The sequence below is a fragment of the Kitasatospora sp. NPDC056076 genome (assembly GCF_042266305.1).
Taxonomy (GTDB): domain Bacteria; phylum Actinomycetota; class Actinomycetes; order Streptomycetales; family Streptomycetaceae; genus Kitasatospora.
The window spans coordinates 82,987-99,310 of sequence record NZ_JBHJWG010000021.1 but is presented as its reverse complement, the minus strand read 5'-3'; the positions used below and the strand labels follow the sequence as shown (position 1 = coordinate 99,310).

The window sequence follows — 16,324 nt, the reverse complement described above, 5'->3', positions numbered from 1 at the left end:
CGCGGGGGGGTTGTTGGTGTCCGGCCCCCTCGGCGCCCAATGGCGGGGCGGGCCCCCGCGTCCCCCCCGCCCCCCCACCGCTCATCATCCTTCCTCCGGGACCTCCACGATCAGCAGCGTGCCGTGACTCCCCGCCCGCACGGCGTGCCGGGTGCCCGCAGGGATCCGGCACAGTTCGCCGGCGCCGACGGTCAGCGCCTCCCCCGCCAGCTCCAGCTCCAGGACTCCGTCGGCGACGAACAGCACCTCGGCCGTCCCGTGCGCCTCCTCCTCCAGCTCCCGGCCGTCCATCCGCAGTACCTTCACGGCCGCCGCGCCGACCCGCTCCAACACCACCGACCGCCAGGCATCCGGCAGTTGGGCGGCTTCTTCGTTCACGTCCATCAGACTCATGACCAGGGACGCTACCCGCGCCGACCGCCTCATTGGTCGACCGTTTGGCAAAACCTGCCAGGATCTCCAGGGTGAACGCCCGCGCGCTGTACGAGGCGCTACTCGACACCGACGGCCCCATCGACTCCTGGCTCGACCAGGCCGCCACGGCTGACTACCGGGCACGCCTCCACACCACCGCGGTCCCCCACGATCAGTGGTGGACCGACGACGCGGACCTCCTCGAAGAGCTCTACGCCCTCGGCCGGGTCAGCGACTTCCTCCTCCTCGACCCCCAACTCCCGCCCTACCTGAACCTCTTCACAACCCTCGGCATGACACCCATCCTCGAACAGACCCCCTTCGACCCGTTCCTGCACGAGATCACCGAGGTCGAGCAGGCCGAGGACCCGGACTCCCCCGTCGAGATCCTGGACGTCCGCCACCCCGGCCTGATGCTCGGCGAGCTGCTGTTCAACCGGGCCGGCGTCCGCGTACGAGCCGGAGCCGCCCACGCGGAGCGCGGAGTCGCCGACCGCTGGCCGCTGTTCTGGACCCACCGCCGCGCCCACCGCCCCACCCGGGACCTCTCCCAGGGCTGGGGCGGCAACTCGCAGTGGCGCACCGACTTCCGCCTCGACTACCGCACCGCCGACGGCGACCTGCTCAACGTCGCCGAGGACGCCCCGATCGACGGCCGCCCCGACCTGGCCCCGAACGCCTACGGCGGCCTCGGGCCGGACGAGCGCCTGCTCACCCCCGCCGAGCGCCGCGAACTGCTGCGCCACCGCACCCTCCTGCGCGTCCCCGCGGCCCCCGCCGCAGCCGACGCCGCGTGGGCGGCCGAGCTGTGGCCCTTCGAGTGGCGACTGCCGGACGGAATCAACGAGCCCGGATGAGCGCTGGACCACTGCACATGATCAAGCCGCTCGACAGGTGAAGACGCATGGAAGAACTCATCCGCCTCGACGACGTCGAGGAAGCCGCCGCCGGCGACGGGCACCTGCTGTGGGCTGCCCAGGGGCAGCACGACGGCCGGCTGGGCCCGGGAGTACGGGCCTGGCGGCACGGCACGGCCCTCGCCGTGGCGAGCCCGGACCTCTCCGCGCGGGACCGGCTCGCGGTCAAGGGCAGTGCCGATGACGCCGCACGGCTGGTGCGGCACGTGCTGACCGAGGTCGGACCGACCTACCGGCCCGTCGGCCGGGCGTCGTTGATCGAGTCGCTGGCCGGCACGATCCCCGGCCTGTCGCTGTTCCCCGCGTTCTACTGGATGGAGACCTCGGCCGTCCCCGACCCGCCCGCCATCGGGGTGCGGTGGCTGGACGAGGTGCAGGTGAAGGAGGCGACCTCGCTGTTCGACCGCTTCTTCCCCGACTCCTTCGCCCAGCCGGACGACGGCGGCACCCACCGCTGGGCCGGGATCGTCGACTCCCTCGACAGCGGCGCCCCGCCGGAGCCCCTGGCCGTCGCGGCCGACGTCTGGTCGGCGGCAGGTTGCGGGTTCCTGGCCGGCGTGTGCACGCACCCGGGCGCCCGTGGGCGCGGACTGGCGCGGGCCGTCTGCGGCTTCGTCCTCGGGGAGTTGGTCCACCGGTACGGGCGGGCGGCCCTCATGGTGCACGGCGGGAACCGGTCGGCGATAGCCGTGTACGAGCGCCTGGGTATGAGCAAGCGGCCCCTGGCGGGGGCCCAGGTCGTCGTCACCGCGCCGTAGGACCTCGGCGGGCCCCCTCAGGCCGCCCCGCCGTGCTCGGCGACCAGCTCGGCGAGCAGTTCGCCGAGCACGTACCGGGCGGTGCGTGCCATCCGGGGGTTGCTGTCGCGGTAGTAGTCCAGCTCCGCCAGCGCCACGGACAGCGCCCAGCCCCTCCCGCGCTCCCACTCGGCGGCGTCGGCGCCGACGGCCGTCCGGAAGGCGTCACGGGCCGACGCGGGGAGCACGTACCAGGCGGGGAGCAGGTCCACGGCCGGGTCGCCGAGGCCGGCGCAGCCGAAGTCGATGACGGCGGCGAGCCGGCCGCCCCCGTCGACCAGCAGGTTGCCGGGCTGGAGGTCGGCATGGATCCAGACCGGCGGCCCGGCGTGCTCGGGCGCGCCAAGCGCCGTCTTCCACAGGGCGGTTACCGCTGCCGCGTCCACTTCACCCGCCAGCGCCGCGAGCGCCCGCCGGACCGCCGCGTCCCGCGCGGCCAGCGTCTCGCTGCGGTAGGAGGCCGGGGCGCCCGCCGGGTCGGCGCGGCGCATCGCGGTCACGAACCCGGCCAAGTCCGCTGCCAGCAGGTCCGGTTGGCGTTCGTCCCCGGCCGCCGGGTTGGCCCCGTCCAGCCAGCGCAGCACCGACCACTCCCACGGGCAGCCGTCGACCGGCTCCCCCAGGGCCACCGGAACCGGTACGGCGACGGGGAGTTCGGGGGCCAGCCGGCGCAGCCAGGTGTACTCCTTGCCGATGTCCTCGACCGCCCCGGGGATGCGCGGGATCCGCACCACCAGCTCGGCGCCGAGCCGGAACATCGCGTTGCTGGTCCCGGCCGAGTCCACCGGCTCGACCGGCAGGCCGGCCCACCGCGGGAACCGCGCGGCCACCATCCGGCGGACCAGTTCCTCGTCGACGTCCAGTTCGTCCGCGTGCATCTTCCGGGGCATGGCGCCCGACCCTGCCAGCACCGACCGCCCCCGGCAAGCGAATTACCAGGGCACGACCTGTCCCGCCGGCCCTGGCAACCCGGCAACCGGTTCAGGCCTCGCCCCCGCCGGCCCCGCCCCGCCAGACGCCGGTACGGATCCACCGCCTGCCGAGCCCGCCGGCCACGAAGGGGCCGACCAGCACGGACAGCATCCACAGCCCCTCGCTGGCGGGCGAGTAGATGTAGTAGTGCCATCGATCCGGAAGCAGCAACGGCAGCAGGAGCAACGTGACGAGCGCCCCCCAGGTCGCCATCCAAACGATCACCGCGCGCGCCACGACGTCCATGCGCCCCCCTCGGACGTTATTTGAACGCGTTCAATATAGCCGAGGATCGCGCTCGCTCAGCCCCGGACCGCGAGGTCCTGACTGCCCAGGACCTTGAGCAGCCGCAGGGCCGAGTGCGAGGGCGTGCCGGGGGCGGCGGTGTAGAAGATCGTCCACTGGTCGCGGTGCGGGTCGTGCAGGGCCTCGCAGTCGAGGTCGAGCGGGCCGACCACCGGGTGCAGGAGGCGCTTGGTCGTCGAGCGGCGCATCTCGACGTCCTGGCGCGCCCACAGCTCGCGGAACTCCTCGCTGGCCGCGAGCAGCCGGTCGACCAGGCGGCGCAGGCTGCTGTCGGCGGGGTAGCGGGCGGCCGCGGAGCGAAGGTCGGCGACCGCCCGGCGGCCGAACACGGCCTGGCCGGCCGGGTCCTGGAGGGCGCGGGTGTCCGGGTCGGTGAAGAAGCGCCAGATGAGGTTGCGCTCGCCGGGCGGCAGCGCGGAGAAGTCGCCGAGCAGTGCGGCCGCCATCGCGTTCCAGGCGAGGACGTCGCGGGCGGCGCTGCAGACCATCGCCGGGGTGTCGTCCAGCCGGTCGAGCAGGTGCAGCACGCCGGGCCGGACGTCGCGGGGCAGCGCGGTCGGCGGCAGCGGCGCCTCGCCGACCAGGTGGTGCAGGTGGGCCGTCTCGTCCGCGGACAGCCGCAGCGCCCGGCTGATCGCCCCGATCATCTGCCGCGACGGGCGCGGCCCCCGACCCTGTTCGAGCCGGATGTAGTACTCCACCGACATGCCCGCGAGCTGCGCGACCTCCTGCCGGCGCAGGCCCGGGGTACGGCGCCGCCCGCCGTCCGGGAGGCCGACGTCGGTGGGCTGGATGCGGGCGCGCCAGCGCCGCAGGAAGGCGGCCAGCTCCGCCCGGTCCACGTGTTCCACGCCCCCAGTCTGGCCCGCCCGCCGCACGCCGACCATGGCACTCCCGGTACCACCCTCGACAGTGCTCTCCCGGCCCGGCCGCCGCCCGGCCAGAGTCGGGGCATGACCACGAACCGCATCGTCCTGATCACCGGCGCCAACAAGGGCATCGGCCTCGCCACCGCCACCGAACTCGCCCGCGCCGGGCACACCCTGCTGCTCGGCGCCCGCGACCCCGAGCGCGGCGCCGCGGCCGCCGCCGGCCTCACCGCCCAGGGCCTGACCGCCCGCGCCGTCCGCCTGGACGTCACCGACCCGGCGAGCGTCACCGCCGCGGCCGCACTGGTCGACGCCGAGTACGGGCGGCTGGACACCCTCGTCAACAACGCCGGGATCACCCGGGACCTCGGCACCACCCCCGAGAGGCTGCCCCTGGACGACCTGCGCGCGACCTACGAGACCAACGTCTTCGGCGCCGTCACCGTCATCAACGCCATGCTGCCGCTGCTGCGCCGCTCCCCGGCCGCGCTGATCGGCAACGTCTCCAGCGGCCTCGGCAGCTCCTCCGTCCTCGCCGACCCGGACACCCCGGTCGGCGAGTACGCGGCGCTGCTCGGCTACAACACCTCCAAGGCCGCGCTGAACGCCGTCACCCTGGTCTACGCCCGCACCCTGCGCGCCGAGGGGATCAAGGTCAGCGCCCTGGAACCGGGCCACTGCGCGACCGACATCAACGACCACTCCGGCCCGTCCGACGTCCAGGAGGGCGGCCGCCGGATCGCCCGCCAGCTCGGCGCGGCGCTGACCGCGCCCACCGGCCAGTTCTTCCACCCCGAGGGCGGCACCTACCCCTGGTGAACCGCCCCGGCGGCGATCAGCGCGGGCAGCTCGCGCATGTCCCGGAACACCACCGTGCCCGGCCCGGCGAGCCGCTCCGCCGCCGTGACGCCGCCCGCGTAGCCGAGCGCCCGCATCCCGGCGGCGCGGGCGGCCGCCACCCCGGGGCCGCTGTCCTCGACCACCACGCAGGCGGCCGGGTCGACGCCCATGCTGCGCGCGGCGTGCAGGAACAGGTCGGGCGCGGGCTTGCCGCGCTCGACCTCGGTGGCGCTGTGGATCCGGCCCTCGAAGCGCCCGTACAGCCCGGTCCGGCCCAGCGTGTGCCGCATCTTCTCGTGCGTGCCACTGGACGCCACGCACATCGGCAACCCGAGCTCCGCCAGGGCGTCCAGCGCCTCCGGCAGCCCGTCCACCGGCGTCAGCCCGGCGTCCACGGCCTCGGCGTGCAGCTCGCGGAACCGCTTGTCGAACAGCGTCGCGGCCTCCTCCCCGAGCCGCTCCGCCAGCATCGCGTGGTTGGCCGCCTCGGACCGGCCGACGAACTTCTCGACCACCTCGGCCTCGGTGAGCGGCCAGCCGAGCTCGGCGGTCAGCTGCCCGACCACGCGGACGGCGATGATCTCGCTGTCCACCAGGACGCCGTCGCAGTCGAAAATCACCAGGTCTATCGGTTCGATCATCCGCTCAGCATAGGGCGGGCCCGGTAACGGCCAGGGGCCCGGCGGCCGTAGCCGCCGGGCCCCTGAGCCGACTGTGCGTCAGCCGGTCTGGACGGAGGTGTCGTCGATCACGAAGCTGGTCTGCAGCGAGGAGTCCTCGGTGCCGGTGAACTTCACGGTGACGCTCTGGCCCGCGTAGGCCGAGAGGTCGAAGGTGCGCTGCTGGTAGCCGGCCGCGGCGTCCACGTTCGAGTAGGTCTTGAGCGTGGTGCCGTTGACCGAGACGGCCAGCTTGTCGTACGCGGTGCTGCCGGTCTCGGCGGTGTCGATGTGCAGCCAGAAGCTCAGCGTCGCCTTGCAGCCCGCCGGGATGCTCACCGTCTGGGACAGCGTGTCGGTGTGGGTGCTGCCGTAGCCGTCCAGGTACGCCTTCCAACTACCACCGTGCGACGGCTCGGACGAACCGTTGTCGATCACACCGCTCGAAGCCGTCCACGGCGACGCCGTCCCGGTCTCGAAGCCCGGGTTGCCGAGCAGCTGCGCCGGGGTGCAGGAACCGCCGCCACCACCGGTGACCGTCCAGGCGAAGCTGGTGCCGGCCGACTTGCCGGCCGCGTCGGTGACGGTGACGGTGACGCTGGAGCTGCCCGCGGTGGAGGCGGTGCCGGAGATCAGGCCGGTCGAGGAGTTGATCGACAGGCCGGCGGGCAGGCCGGTCGCGCTGTAGGACAGCGGGGCGGTGCCGCCGGAGGCGCTGATCTGCAGGTTGACCGAGCCGCCCACCGCGGTGGACTGGTCACCGGGGTTGCCCACCGAGACGGCGGCGCCGGCCGGCTTGGTGAGCAGGCAGCCGGGCACGGTGAGGTCGACGGTCCGGGCGGAGTTGACGCAGGTGGTGAACCAGTAGGTCTCCTCCCCGTAACTCTGGCCCTTGAAGGCCTTGGTGGAGCCGTCGGCGGCGACCTCACAGGGGTTGTTGAGGGTGCACATCTCCCCGTCGTCGTTGCCGGTGTTGTTGATGCCGACGATCCGCCCGCTCGCGGAGTCGATGATCGGCGAACCGGAGGTGCCGTGGGTGGTGTTGCAGCCGGAGCTGTAGCGCAGCGAGTCGTGCCAACTCCACTGGTCCTCGCGCAGGGTGGGCACGAACCCGTTGACGGAGCAGTTCCACACCTGCTTCCAGTACGAGGACGGTATGTACATCGACGAGCCGTCGACCGGGTGGGCGTCGTTGATGGTGAGGGCGGTGGCGCCGTACTTGGAGGTGATCGAGGCGAAGGTGTCGGTGAGTTCGTAGAGGGCGACGTCGGTGCCGGTCATCGTCGCGTAGATCACCTTGTCGCCCTGGACGGTGCCGAGGCTGTTGCCCGCGCCGTCCAGCAGGGTGCCGCTGCGGCTGGCGCTGACGTTCTGGATGACCTGGCCGTAGGGGGGCATGGACGGCAGGCAGTGCCCGTTGGTGAGCATCATGGCCCGGTCGCCGGAGGCCGAGGTGGGGAACCGGACGAGCGAGGCGGAGCAGTCGTCCAGGGCGATGGTCGACGTCAGGTCGGCGGCCTGGACGGCGTGGGCGGGGGCGGCGGCGAGGACCAGCCCTCCGGCGACGACGGCGCTCGCACCGGCCATCGCGACAAGTCTCTTGAACATGGCTCTCCTTGTGGGGGATCGCGGGCCGCCCGGCTGGTCGCCGAGGCCCACGCCCGCACGAAAGTGCCATGGTCACTTCAAGCGGTCAACAGTTCCCGCACAACTCGCCACCCCAGGGGCCGGGTTGTGCCATCGTTTGGCAACAACCCGTCCTGGTATGCCCGTTACGGGACGAGTCGGCGAAGGTCACGGCTGCGGCGCGGAGTTCACCGTCTGCCCCTGGACCTTGGCGTAGCCCTGGCTCCCGTCCCCCGGCCCGAGATCGACCTTCCACTTCGTCCCGGCCGGCTTGAAGGTGTACTGGTCCTGGTACTTGATGAAATCGCAGTCCTGCGTGAACTGCTTCGCCTCGGAGTCCCAGTCCACCCCGGTGGTCAGGTAGAAGTCGTACGAGCCGGCCTCGACGCCCTCGATGCCGGTCCGCCGCCCCTTCGCCGCGAACACCGAGGCCACCGACTTGCCGTTCACGGCGAGCGTGAAGACGGCGTCGTCCGGACTGTCGTTGTTGAGCTCGACCGAGCCGCTGCCGTCCTTCGCGCCCTCCCGGACCATCGTGCCGTTCTCCAGGGTCCGCGGCTTCGCCGGCGGCTTGGGGAACTCCGGGACGGTCAGGGCGGTCCGGTAGCCGGCGGCCGTCAGCTTGGCCAGGGCCGCCGAGACACCGGACAGCCCCTGGCCGCCGCCGAGTCGCGCCTGGGCGGCCCCGACCGTGCAGAGCTTCCGCTTCACCAGATCGGACCGCAGAGCCGACGACTCGGCGGAGAGCGCGGTCAGGCCGTTCACCAACTCGGTGCGCGCCGCCTCGGCCTCACCCGGCGTGCCGGCGGCGTTCAGACTCCGGACAGCACGGCCGGCGTTGGACTCGACGGTGCCGAGCGCGGAGTCGAGATCGGGCTTGGTCGTGGCCGCGGCCGCCTTCCCCAGGCCGGTGTTGATCGGCGCCAGCGCCTGATCGAGCACCGAACCGTACGGCGTCGGCGTGGCACTCGGCGCCGCCGTACCACCCCCGCCACCGCCCGAGCACGCCGCCAACAGCAGCACCGCGCCGACGACCAGACCGGACCTGCCCACGGACCCCGATAACGTCACAACCCCACCCCGATGACACCGTGCGCACACTCCGTGCACAGACGGGCCACATGCTGCCGAGCACGAACCGTCCCGGTCAAGCGGTTTCGGACAGCCGCCGGAAGGGCCGCCCGGCCGGGCGCTACAGCTGCGGGAAGGAGTTCGGGTCCACGTCGTTGGTCTCGGCGTTGCCGTCGACCACCGGCTGGAGGGTGATCGACCAGGACGTCGAGGTGCGGCCGGTCTCGTACGGGAAGGTGTCCTCGAACTTGGTGAACGCGCAGCTCCGGGTGAAGGACTTGGCCGCGGAGTCCCAGTCCGCCCCTTGGGAGACGTAGACGTCGTACGTCCCGTCCTCCACGCCCTGGACGGCGGCCTTCTGTCCCTTGGCCACGAACATCGAGTGCACCGCCTTGCCGCCCAGCACGAGCGAGACGACCGCGTCCGCCTTGCTGCCGTTGTCGACCTTGAACTCGCCGTAGCCGTGCAGCTTCCCCTTGCTGATCATCGTGCCGTTGTCCAGCGAGCGGGACTGCTGCTTGGGCAGCTGGGGGACGGTGAGGTTCGCCGCGTAGCCGGCCGCCGTCAGTTTCGCCAGGACCGCCGGTACGGACTTCAAGCCCTCGCCCGCGCCCAGCTGGGCCTCGGCCGAGTCCAGTGCGCAGACGTTCCGGGACTTGATGCCGAGACGGACATCCGTCGCGTCGGACTGGAGCACGCTCAGCGCGTTCGCCAGGTCGTGCCGGTCCCCGGTGACCGCGGCGGGGGCGTCCGCCACGTTCAGCGCCCTGGAGGCGTCGTGCGCGGCGGTGCTGAGGGCGCTCATCACGGCCTCGAGGTCGCTCAGGTTCTTGGCCCCGGGGATCCGGGCGAGCGCGTTGTCGACCGGCTCGATGTTCTTGCTGAGCACCGGGCCGAACGCCACCGCGCTCGTCGTGGCCCCGGGCCCGGGCCTGCCCGCCGTCGTTCCGCCCGAGCACGCCGCGAGCAGCAGCGCCGAACCGATGGCCAGGCCGGCCTTGCCGATGGACTTCATGACCCCACCCCATGTCACCCGGCACGCGCACCGCGCGCACACCCCGCGACATGGTCCCGAGTACGAACCACCCCGGTCAATCCGTTTCCGGCGACCACCCGCGGGGGCCGTCCCGCCCCGCCCGGCGGGGTCGACGCCGGGGTCAACTACGATCGGGCACGTGCTCAGCCTCACCGGACTCCCCCTCCAGGTCATCACGTCGGTCATCGCGATCGTCGTCTTCGCCGCCACCATGTGGTTCTGGCCCAAGTTCGGCGGCAAGGGCTGGAAGTCCTGGCTGGGCCGGATCGGCGCCTTCCTGGCCACCCAGCTGTCGGTGCTGGCCGCGATGGGCCTGATCGCCAACAGCTACTTCGGCTTCTACAGCTCCTGGACCGACCTGCTCGGCACCAGCGGCGGCCTCGGCACGGTGGTCGACCACCAGCCGAACGCCTCCGGGGTGTCCGTCACCGGCGAGCAGAAGTTCTACTCGTCCCAGGGTTCGGAGCCGGACCGCTCCGGGATGATCCAGAAGGTCGACGTCAAAGGGGCCGGCACCGGCCTGAGCACCGAGGCGTACGTCTACCTGCCGCCGCAGTACTTCCAGCCGGGCTTCGCCAAGCAGCGCTTCCCGATGGCCGTGGTGCTGACCGGCTACCCGGGCACCCCGGAGAAGCTGATCTCGCTGATGCAGTACCCGGCGTCCACCCTCGACGCCATCGAGCAGAAGAAGCTGCCGCCGACCATCCTGGTGATGACCCGCCCCACCCTCGTCGACAACCGGGACACCGAGTGCGTCGACGTGCCGAACGGCCCCCAGGTCGAGACCTTCTTCACCAGCGACCTGCCCAAGGCCCTCGCCACCACCTACCGGATCGGCACCGACCCCTCCAACCGGGCCGTGATCGGCAACTCCACCGGCGGCTACTGCGCGCTCAAGTTCGCCCTGCGCAAGCCCGACTCCTACCCGGCCGCGGTCGCGCTCTCCGGCTACTACAGCGCCGCCCACGACCCGACCACCGGCGACCTGTTCGGCGGCAACGACAAGCTCAAGCAGGAGAACGACCTGCTGTGGCGGCTCAAGAACCAGCCGGCCGCCCCGGTCTCGCTGCTGCTGACCACCGCGAACGACGAGAACAACTACGACGACACCAAGGCCATGGTCGCCGCCTTCAAGGCGCCCACCAAGATGTCCACGATCACCCTGGACACCGCCGGCCACAACTTCCACACCTGGACCCGGGAGATCCCCCCGGCCCTGGAGTGGCTGGGCAAGCACATCACCATGCCTGCCGCCGCCTGAGCGGCCCGACGGAACCAGCGGCCCGACGGGACGAGCGGCCCGACCGCCCGAGCCCGACCGGACGAGAGCCCCCTAAGCCCGCCGCCGCACGGGTGAAACCGGGCAGATCACACCCGCCTCACAGCCGTATCTCACGGTTCTCTCAGCCACGCCACGCACGGTATGGCGCATGACCACGAGCAGCTACTCCCCTCCGGCCGGCGATCCGTGGCCCGAGGCCGCGAACTACCCGCCACCGGAGGCGCCGCGGCCGGACCCGGCGCCGCTCTTCCCCGAGCAGCCCCTGCCGACGACCGGCCCCAAGGGCCCGGCCTCCTGGTCCGGACGGCTGCGCACCCTCCCGGCCCGCGCCTGGCGCGGGCGCGCGGACGACCCGCGCTGGGTGCGCCCGGCCCTGCTGGCGCTGATGGCCGCGACGGTCGTGCTCTACCTGTGGGGCCTGGGCGCCTCCGGCTGGGCCAACGCCTTCTACTCGGCGGCCGTGCAGGCCGGAAGCCAGAGCTGGAAGGCCTTCTTCTTCGGCTCCTCCGACGCCGGCAACTTCATCACCGTCGACAAGCCCCCGGCGTCCCTGTGGCCGATGGCGCTGTCGGTGCGGCTGTTCGGCCTCTCCTCCTGGTCGATCCTGGCCCCGCAGGCGCTGATGGGCGCCGCCACCGTGGGCGCGCTGTACGCGACGGTGCGCCGCCGCTTCTCCCCGCTCGGCGGCCTGCTGGCGGGCGCCGCGCTGGCGCTCACCCCGGTCGCGGCGCTGATGTTCCGCTTCAACAACCCGGACGCGCTGCTGGTGCTGCTGCTGACCCTGGCCGCGTACGGGATGGTGCGGGCGGTCGAGACGGCGAGCACCCGCTGGCTGCTGTTCACCGGCGCGATGTTCGGCTTCGCCTTCCTCACCAAGACGCTGGCGGCCTTCCTGATCCTGCCCGCGTTCGCGGTGATCTACCTGGTCGTGGCGCCCACCGGCTTCTGGCGGCGGCTGCGGCAGACCCTGCTCGCGGGCGTGGCCGTGGTGGTCGCCGGCGGCTGGTGGGTGGCGGTCGTGGAGCTGCTGCCCGCCTCGGCCCGCCCGTACGTCGGCGGCTCGCAGGACAACGACTTCCTGTCGCTGACCTTCGGCTACAACGGCCTCGGCCGGGTCGACGGCAACGAGCGCGGCAGCGTGGGCGGCGGCGGCCGGATGCCCGCCGGGCTCGACCTGCCGGGCGGCGCCGGGCACAACCGGGGCTGGGGCCAGACCGGCATCACCCGGCTGTTCGGCAGCGACATCGGCGGGCAGATCGCCTGGCTGCTGCCGGCGGCGCTGATCCTGCTCGTGGTCGGCCTGTGGGCGACCCGCCGCTACGCCCGTCCGGACACGGCCCGCGCGGCCTTCCTGGTCTGGGGCGGCTGGCTGGTCTCCACCGCGCTGATCTTCAGCTTCATGTCCGGGATCTTCCACCAGTACTACACGGTGGCGCTGGCCCCGGCCGTCGCGGCGCTGTTCGGCATGGGCGTGGACGGCCTGTGGCGGGCCCGGCACCGGCTGCCGTACGCGCTGCTGCTGGCCGGCGTGCTCGCGGTGACGGCCGGGTGGGCGTTCGTCCTGCTCGGGCGCAGCTCCGACTTCCTGCCCTGGCTGCGCTGGGCGGTGCTGGTCGGCGGACTGGCGGCCGCGGGGGCGCTGGTCGCCGGGCAGGTGGCGGGCCGGGTCTCCGGACGGACGGGCGCGCGGATCGCCTCGGTGGCGGGCCTGGTGGGCCTGGCGGCGGCGCTCGGCGGTCCGGCCGCGTACGCGGTGGACACCGTGGGCACCGCGCACAACGGCTCGATCATCACGGCCGGTCCGTCCGTGAAGGGCGCGGGCTTCGGGCCGGGCTCCTTCGGCAAGGGCGGCAAGGGCGGCCGGGGCTTCCCCGGCGGCTTCGGCGGCGGCCAGGGCGGCCAGGGTCAGGGCGGCCAGGCCGGCCAAGGTGGTCAGGGCGGTCAGGGCGGCTTCGGCGGACGGGGTGGCCAGGGCGGCCACGGCTTCCCGGGCGGTCAGAACGGCCAGGGTGGCCAGGGCGGTCAGGGCGGCTTCAACGGCGGCTCCGGCCGGGGCGCCGACGGCACCGCCCCCGGCGGCCGCCACGAGCGCGGCGCGGGCGGGTCCACCGGCTCCGGTGGCGCCTCCGGTACGCCCGGCTTCCCCGGGTTCCCCGGCGGCGGCCAGGACCCCGAGGGCGCGGGCGGCCCCGGCGGCTTCGGCGGCGGCACAGGCGGCGGCATGGGCGGCCTGCTCGGCGGCACCAAGGTGAGCGACGAGGCGAAGTCCCTGCTCTCGCAGGACTCCGGCCAGTACACCTGGGCGGCCGCCACCACCGGTTCGCAGAACGCCGCGAGCTACCAACTCGCCACCGGCAAGCCGGTGATGGCGCTCGGCGGCTTCAACGGCACGGACCCCTCGCTCAGCCTGGCGGGCTTCCAGAAGTACGTCCAGGAGGGCAAGGTGCACTGGTTCATCGGCGGCGGCTCGCACCGCGGCTTCGGCGGCGCCGGCGGGGCGGGCGGCGAGGGCGCCGAGGGCGACCAGCAGACCGAGTCGGCGCAGATCGAGGCCTGGGTGACCAGCCACTTCACCGCCAAGACGGTCGGCGGCACCACCTTCTACGACCTGACGGCCCCGAAGGCCTGATCCGGTCGGTCCGACCCGGGCTCCGGGAACCCTGGCCCGGAGCCCGAACTCCCCAGGGGGCGTGCCGCGTTCGCGCGGTACGCCCCCTTTCGCATGCCCCTTTCGCATGCCCCTTTCGCCTGCACCTTCGCCTGCCCCTCTCACGGGTCCCTCTCACGGGCCCGTCCCACGGGCCCCCCACGGGCCCCCCACGGGCCCCCCACGGGCCCGGCCCGACGCCCCGTCAGTCGGAGCCGCAGCGCGCCCCAGCGGCCGGCAGCACCCCGTCCACCAGGTAGGCCTCGGCGGCGTCGCGCGCGCAGGAGCTGTGGTACCAGGACATGTGCCCGTCGCCGTCGCGGGTGAGCAGCACGCCGTGCTGCAACCCGGCCGCCATCCGCTGCGCCCACACGTAGGGGGTGATCGGGTCCTCCGTCCCGCCGATCACCAGGATCGGGGCGCTGCCGGGCGCCGTCACGGTGTGCGGCCGCTCGGTGGAGCGGTACGGCCAGGGGCGGCAGTCGGGTTCGAGCAGGGCGATCCGGGTGTCGTGGCGGCTGGTGAGCGGGGCCCGGGCGGCGAGGTCGGCGAGGGAGGTGCGCAGGTCGGCGTCGCTGGGGGCGAGCGGGGCGTCGGCGCAGTGGATGGCTGCGAAGGCGTCCGCGGAGTTCTCGTAGTGGCCGTCGTCGTCGCGGCCGGCGTTGCCGTCGGAGAACCGGAGCAGTTCGTCGCCCTCGCCGCGGGTGAGCGCGGGGTCGAGGGCGGAGCGCAGCCGGGACCAGCTGCCGTGGCCGTCGGCGAGGGTGTCGATGACGACGCCCCAGCCGAGGGAGGCGGTGACGGTGCGGCCGTCGTGGGTGGGCAGCGGGTGGTCCTTGAGGCCGTCGAGGAAGTCGGCGAGCCGCCCGGGGGCGGCGGCCGGGTCGGTGCCGAGCGGGCAGTCGGCGCCCTCGGCGGTGCAGGCGGTGGCGAAGGCGCGGAAGCCGGCCTCGGTGGCGGCGGCCTGTTCGACGTCGAGGTGCATCAGGTCGGTGCTGCGTTCGACGGCGCCGTCGAGGACGAGCCGACCGGTGCGGTCGGGGAACTCCTCGGCGTAGAGGACGCCGAGGTAGGTGCCGTAGGAGAGGCCGAGGAAGTCGAGCTTGCGCTCGCCGAGGGCGCTGCGCAGCACGTCCATGTCGCGGGCGCTGTTGCGGGTGCCGAGGAACGGCAGGATGTCGGCGTACTTGGCCCGGCAGGCGTCGGCGAGGACCCGGCCGCGGTCGTAGGCCGGGTCGTCGGTGCGCATCGACTGCTCGCGGGTGCGGTCGTCCAGGCAGTCGATCGGCAGGGTGGCGCCGGAGCCGCGCGGGTCGAAGCCGACCACGTCGAAGCGGTCGCGCATCGGGCCCTGGCCGTCCTTCCAGCCCCGGGCCATGTTGGCACCGGAGTTGCCGGGCCCGCCGGGGTTGACCAGCAGGGCGCCGATCCGGTGGGCGGGGTCGGCGGCGGGCACCCGGGCGACGGCGACGTCGATGCTGCGGCCGCCGGGGTCGGCGTAGTCCAGCGGGGCCTTGAGGGTGGCGCACTGGACGGCGGTTGCGGCCGCCTCCGCGCCGTCGGCGCCCGCGTCGCCGCCCGCGCCGTCGCAGGGTGCCCAGGCGAGCCGCTGGTCGTAGTACGCCTGCAGGGCCGGGGAGGCGCTGGTGGGCGCCCGCTCGGCGAGCGGCGGGCGACTGGTCGGCGCGGCCGCGGGGCGTGCGCCGCCGGGGCCGGAGCAGCCGGCGGCCAGGGCGAGGAGCAGTGCGGCGAGGGCGGGCAGGGCGCGTCGCCGCAGGCGGGGGGTCATCGGGGGCACCGCCCACGAATACCATCCGGGGCACCGCCGGGGCATCTCGCCCGCTGCCCCCGGCCGCCTCCTTGGCACTTCCTTAGCGCCGCCGCGCCGGCGCGCCGCTGCGCGACCGCGAGGTACGACCGGCGAAGGAGGATCGTTTCCTCACCCGCCGCACTGCTGGAGCATCGCCTTCTTGTCCGCCTCGGTGACCGGCAGCTGGTACTTGAGCGAGACCTGGGCGAAGCGCACCGCGTACGAGCAGCGGATCTCGGCGTTGGCGGGCAGCCAGTCGGCCGGGCCGGAGTCGCCCTTGGAGGCGTTCTGCGAGCCGTCGGCGGGGATCAGGTTGAGCGGGTCGTTGGCGATCCGGACCCGCTTGGCCTTGTCCCACTTGGCGGCGCCCATCTGCCAGTCGTAGGACAGCGGCATCACGTGGTCGATCTGGATCTTCGACGCCTGCTGCTTGGTCCACTCGACGGTCCGGCCGGTGTACGGGTCGTGGATGGTCATCGCGGTGACCACGCAGTCCGAGCCGTCCTTGCGCTCGACACCGCTGCCGTCGCGGGCCAGCAGGTCGTTGCGGGTGTCGCACTTGTTGCCGCCGTACGGGACGCCCTCGACGCTGTCCGTCCAGGCGGGGCCGAACTCGTTGCGGTCGTAGCCGTCCTTGGGGCCGGTACGGGCGGTGGCCACCTTGGCGATCAGCTCCCGGCCCGCCTTCTGCTCCTCCGGGGTGGTCAGCGGCGCCAGGCCGGGCTTGGTGCCGTCCGGGTTCTGCAGCGGGCTGGTGCCGGTGCCGACGGCGGACGGTCCGGACCCGCCCGGCGACTTCCCGCCGCGGCCCTCGACCAGCCAGCCGACCAGGGCGAGCAGGCATATCAGGAACACGGTGGCGGCGGACAGCCAGGTACGGCGGGCGGGCACGGAGAACTCCCGGGATCAGGGGCGGGTTGACGGCGAACCAGCAGACCAGCCACCCCAAGAGAAGGTCAAGCCGACGCCACGGGGAGCCCAGGAGCATGTCGAAGCTCACACTCCGTCGACTCCGGCCGCCCGGGCCCCATCCGGGTCCCCGTCACCGTCCCCGCCCCCGTCCCCGCCCGCGTCCCCG

14 protein-coding genes and 2 pseudogenes are annotated in these 16,324 nt (G+C 73.5%); 5 read left to right on the top strand and 11 right to left on the bottom strand.

Translation table 11 applies throughout. From position 1 onward, the window contains the following. Window positions 1-84 precede the first annotated feature (84 nt). Window positions 85-393 carry a cupin domain-containing protein gene (locus ACFC1T_RS19685; protein ID WP_375890218.1) on the bottom strand — a complete coding sequence of 103 codons (309 nt, stop codon included), beginning with the start codon at window positions 391-393 and terminating at the stop codon, window positions 85-87. Window positions 394-464: 71 nt separating this feature from the next. Here ACFC1T_RS19685 and ACFC1T_RS19680 point away from each other — a divergent pair, with 71 nt between their 5' ends. Together ACFC1T_RS19680 and ACFC1T_RS19675 are read left to right on the top strand one after the other, a co-directional pair. Next, window positions 465-1,271: a hypothetical protein gene (locus ACFC1T_RS19680; protein ID WP_375890216.1), complete on the top strand. Its 807-nt coding sequence runs from the start codon at window positions 465-467 to the stop codon at window positions 1,269-1,271. A gap of 47 nt (window positions 1,272-1,318) precedes the next feature. Further along, entirely contained in the window at window positions 1,319-2,089 is a 771-nt protein-coding gene (locus ACFC1T_RS19675) for a GNAT family N-acetyltransferase (protein ID WP_375890214.1), read from the top strand. A 17-nt stretch (window positions 2,090-2,106) separates the two neighbouring features. On the opposite strand, the gene ACFC1T_RS19670 is transcribed toward ACFC1T_RS19675, so the two are convergent. From ACFC1T_RS19670 to ACFC1T_RS19660, 3 genes are all read right to left on the bottom strand, one after another. Then, window positions 2,107-3,018 carry an aminoglycoside phosphotransferase family protein gene (locus tag ACFC1T_RS19670; RefSeq protein ID WP_375890212.1) on the bottom strand — a complete coding sequence of 304 codons (912 nt, stop codon included), beginning with the start codon at window positions 3,016-3,018 and terminating at the stop codon, window positions 2,107-2,109. 91 nt (window positions 3,019-3,109) lie between these two features. Continuing rightward, window positions 3,110-3,346: a hypothetical protein gene (locus ACFC1T_RS19665; RefSeq protein WP_375890210.1), complete on the bottom strand. Its 237-nt coding sequence runs from the start codon at window positions 3,344-3,346 to the stop codon at window positions 3,110-3,112. Window positions 3,347-3,402: 56 nt separating this feature from the next. Further along, the gene (locus tag ACFC1T_RS19660; RefSeq protein WP_375890208.1) at window positions 3,403-4,257 is read right to left on the bottom strand and encodes a helix-turn-helix transcriptional regulator; all 855 of its coding nucleotides are present in this window, start codon (window positions 4,255-4,257) and stop codon (window positions 3,403-3,405) included. A 102-nt stretch (window positions 4,258-4,359) separates the two neighbouring features. Between ACFC1T_RS19660 and ACFC1T_RS19655 the strand changes: the two genes are divergently transcribed. Next, window positions 4,360-5,094 (top strand): SDR family NAD(P)-dependent oxidoreductase, encoded by a 735-nt coding sequence (locus tag ACFC1T_RS19655; RefSeq protein WP_375890206.1) that lies wholly within the window; start codon window positions 4,360-4,362, stop codon window positions 5,092-5,094. Here the strand turns inward: ACFC1T_RS19655 and ACFC1T_RS19650 are convergent. From ACFC1T_RS19650 to ACFC1T_RS19630, 5 genes and pseudogenes are all read right to left on the bottom strand, one after another. Further along, window positions 5,082-5,756: an HAD family hydrolase gene (locus tag ACFC1T_RS19650; RefSeq protein ID WP_375890205.1), complete on the bottom strand. Its 675-nt coding sequence runs from the start codon at window positions 5,754-5,756 to the stop codon at window positions 5,082-5,084. The genes ACFC1T_RS19655 and ACFC1T_RS19650 overlap by 13 nt on opposite strands. Window positions 5,757-5,834: 78 nt before the next feature. Further along, window positions 5,835-6,560: pseudogene (locus ACFC1T_RS19645) on the bottom strand (putative Ig domain-containing protein); the annotation flags it as partial. A gap of 204 nt (window positions 6,561-6,764) precedes the next feature. Beyond that, window positions 6,765-7,202 (bottom strand): annotated as a pseudogene (locus tag ACFC1T_RS19640) (trypsin-like peptidase domain-containing protein); the annotation flags it as partial. Between the two features lie 366 nt (window positions 7,203-7,568). After that, window positions 7,569-8,453 carry a hypothetical protein gene (locus ACFC1T_RS19635; RefSeq protein WP_375890203.1) on the bottom strand — a complete coding sequence of 295 codons (885 nt, stop codon included), beginning with the start codon at window positions 8,451-8,453 and terminating at the stop codon, window positions 7,569-7,571. A 139-nt stretch (window positions 8,454-8,592) separates the two neighbouring features. Continuing rightward, complete coding sequence (locus tag ACFC1T_RS19630; RefSeq protein ID WP_375890201.1) at window positions 8,593-9,486, bottom strand: hypothetical protein; 894 nt, start codon at window positions 9,484-9,486, stop codon at window positions 8,593-8,595. A gap of 160 nt (window positions 9,487-9,646) precedes the next feature. Between ACFC1T_RS19630 and ACFC1T_RS19625 the strand changes: the two genes are divergently transcribed. Beyond that, window positions 9,647-10,768: an alpha/beta hydrolase gene (locus tag ACFC1T_RS19625; RefSeq protein ID WP_375890200.1), complete on the top strand. Its 1,122-nt coding sequence runs from the start codon at window positions 9,647-9,649 to the stop codon at window positions 10,766-10,768. Between the two features lie 169 nt (window positions 10,769-10,937). Further along, window positions 10,938-13,418: an ArnT family glycosyltransferase gene (locus tag ACFC1T_RS19620; protein ID WP_375890198.1), complete on the top strand. Its 2,481-nt coding sequence runs from the start codon at window positions 10,938-10,940 to the stop codon at window positions 13,416-13,418. A gap of 223 nt (window positions 13,419-13,641) precedes the next feature. Here the strand turns inward: ACFC1T_RS19620 and ACFC1T_RS19615 are convergent, their stop codons facing one another. Together ACFC1T_RS19615 and ACFC1T_RS19610 are read right to left on the bottom strand one after the other, a co-directional pair. Continuing rightward, on the bottom strand, window positions 13,642-15,225 hold the full coding sequence (locus ACFC1T_RS19615) for an alpha/beta hydrolase (RefSeq protein ID WP_375890196.1): 1,584 nt from the start codon (window positions 15,223-15,225) through the stop codon (window positions 13,642-13,644). Window positions 15,226-15,375: 150 nt separating this feature from the next. Next, window positions 15,376-16,092, bottom strand: coding sequence for an HNH endonuclease family protein (locus tag ACFC1T_RS19610; RefSeq protein WP_375890289.1), 717 nt, complete (start codon window positions 16,090-16,092; stop codon window positions 15,376-15,378). Window positions 16,093-16,324: the final 232 nt, after the last annotated feature.

Excerpts from the sequence above, each read along its gene's own strand:
- ACFC1T_RS19620 (WP_375890198.1), top strand. The coding sequence starts at position 10,938 with ATGACCACGAGCAGCTACTCCCCTCCGGCCGGCGATCCGTGGCCCGAG.
- ACFC1T_RS19650 (WP_375890205.1), bottom strand. The coding sequence starts at position 5,756 with ATGATCGAACCGATAGACCTGGTGATTTTCGACTGCGACGGCGTCCTG.
- ACFC1T_RS19670 (WP_375890212.1), bottom strand. The coding sequence starts at position 3,018 with ATGCCCCGGAAGATGCACGCGGACGAACTGGACGTCGACGAGGAACTG.
- ACFC1T_RS19685 (WP_375890218.1), bottom strand. The coding sequence starts at position 393 with ATGAGTCTGATGGACGTGAACGAAGAAGCCGCCCAACTGCCGGATGCC.
- ACFC1T_RS19630 (WP_375890201.1), bottom strand. The coding sequence starts at position 9,486 with ATGAAGTCCATCGGCAAGGCCGGCCTGGCCATCGGTTCGGCGCTGCTG.
- ACFC1T_RS19615 (WP_375890196.1), bottom strand. The coding sequence starts at position 15,225 with ATGACCCCCCGCCTGCGGCGACGCGCCCTGCCCGCCCTCGCCGCACTG.
- ACFC1T_RS19665 (WP_375890210.1), bottom strand. The coding sequence starts at position 3,346 with ATGGACGTCGTGGCGCGCGCGGTGATCGTTTGGATGGCGACCTGGGGG.
- ACFC1T_RS19655 (WP_375890206.1), top strand. The coding sequence starts at position 4,360 with ATGACCACGAACCGCATCGTCCTGATCACCGGCGCCAACAAGGGCATC.
- ACFC1T_RS19675 (WP_375890214.1), top strand. The coding sequence starts at position 1,319 with ATGGAAGAACTCATCCGCCTCGACGACGTCGAGGAAGCCGCCGCCGGC.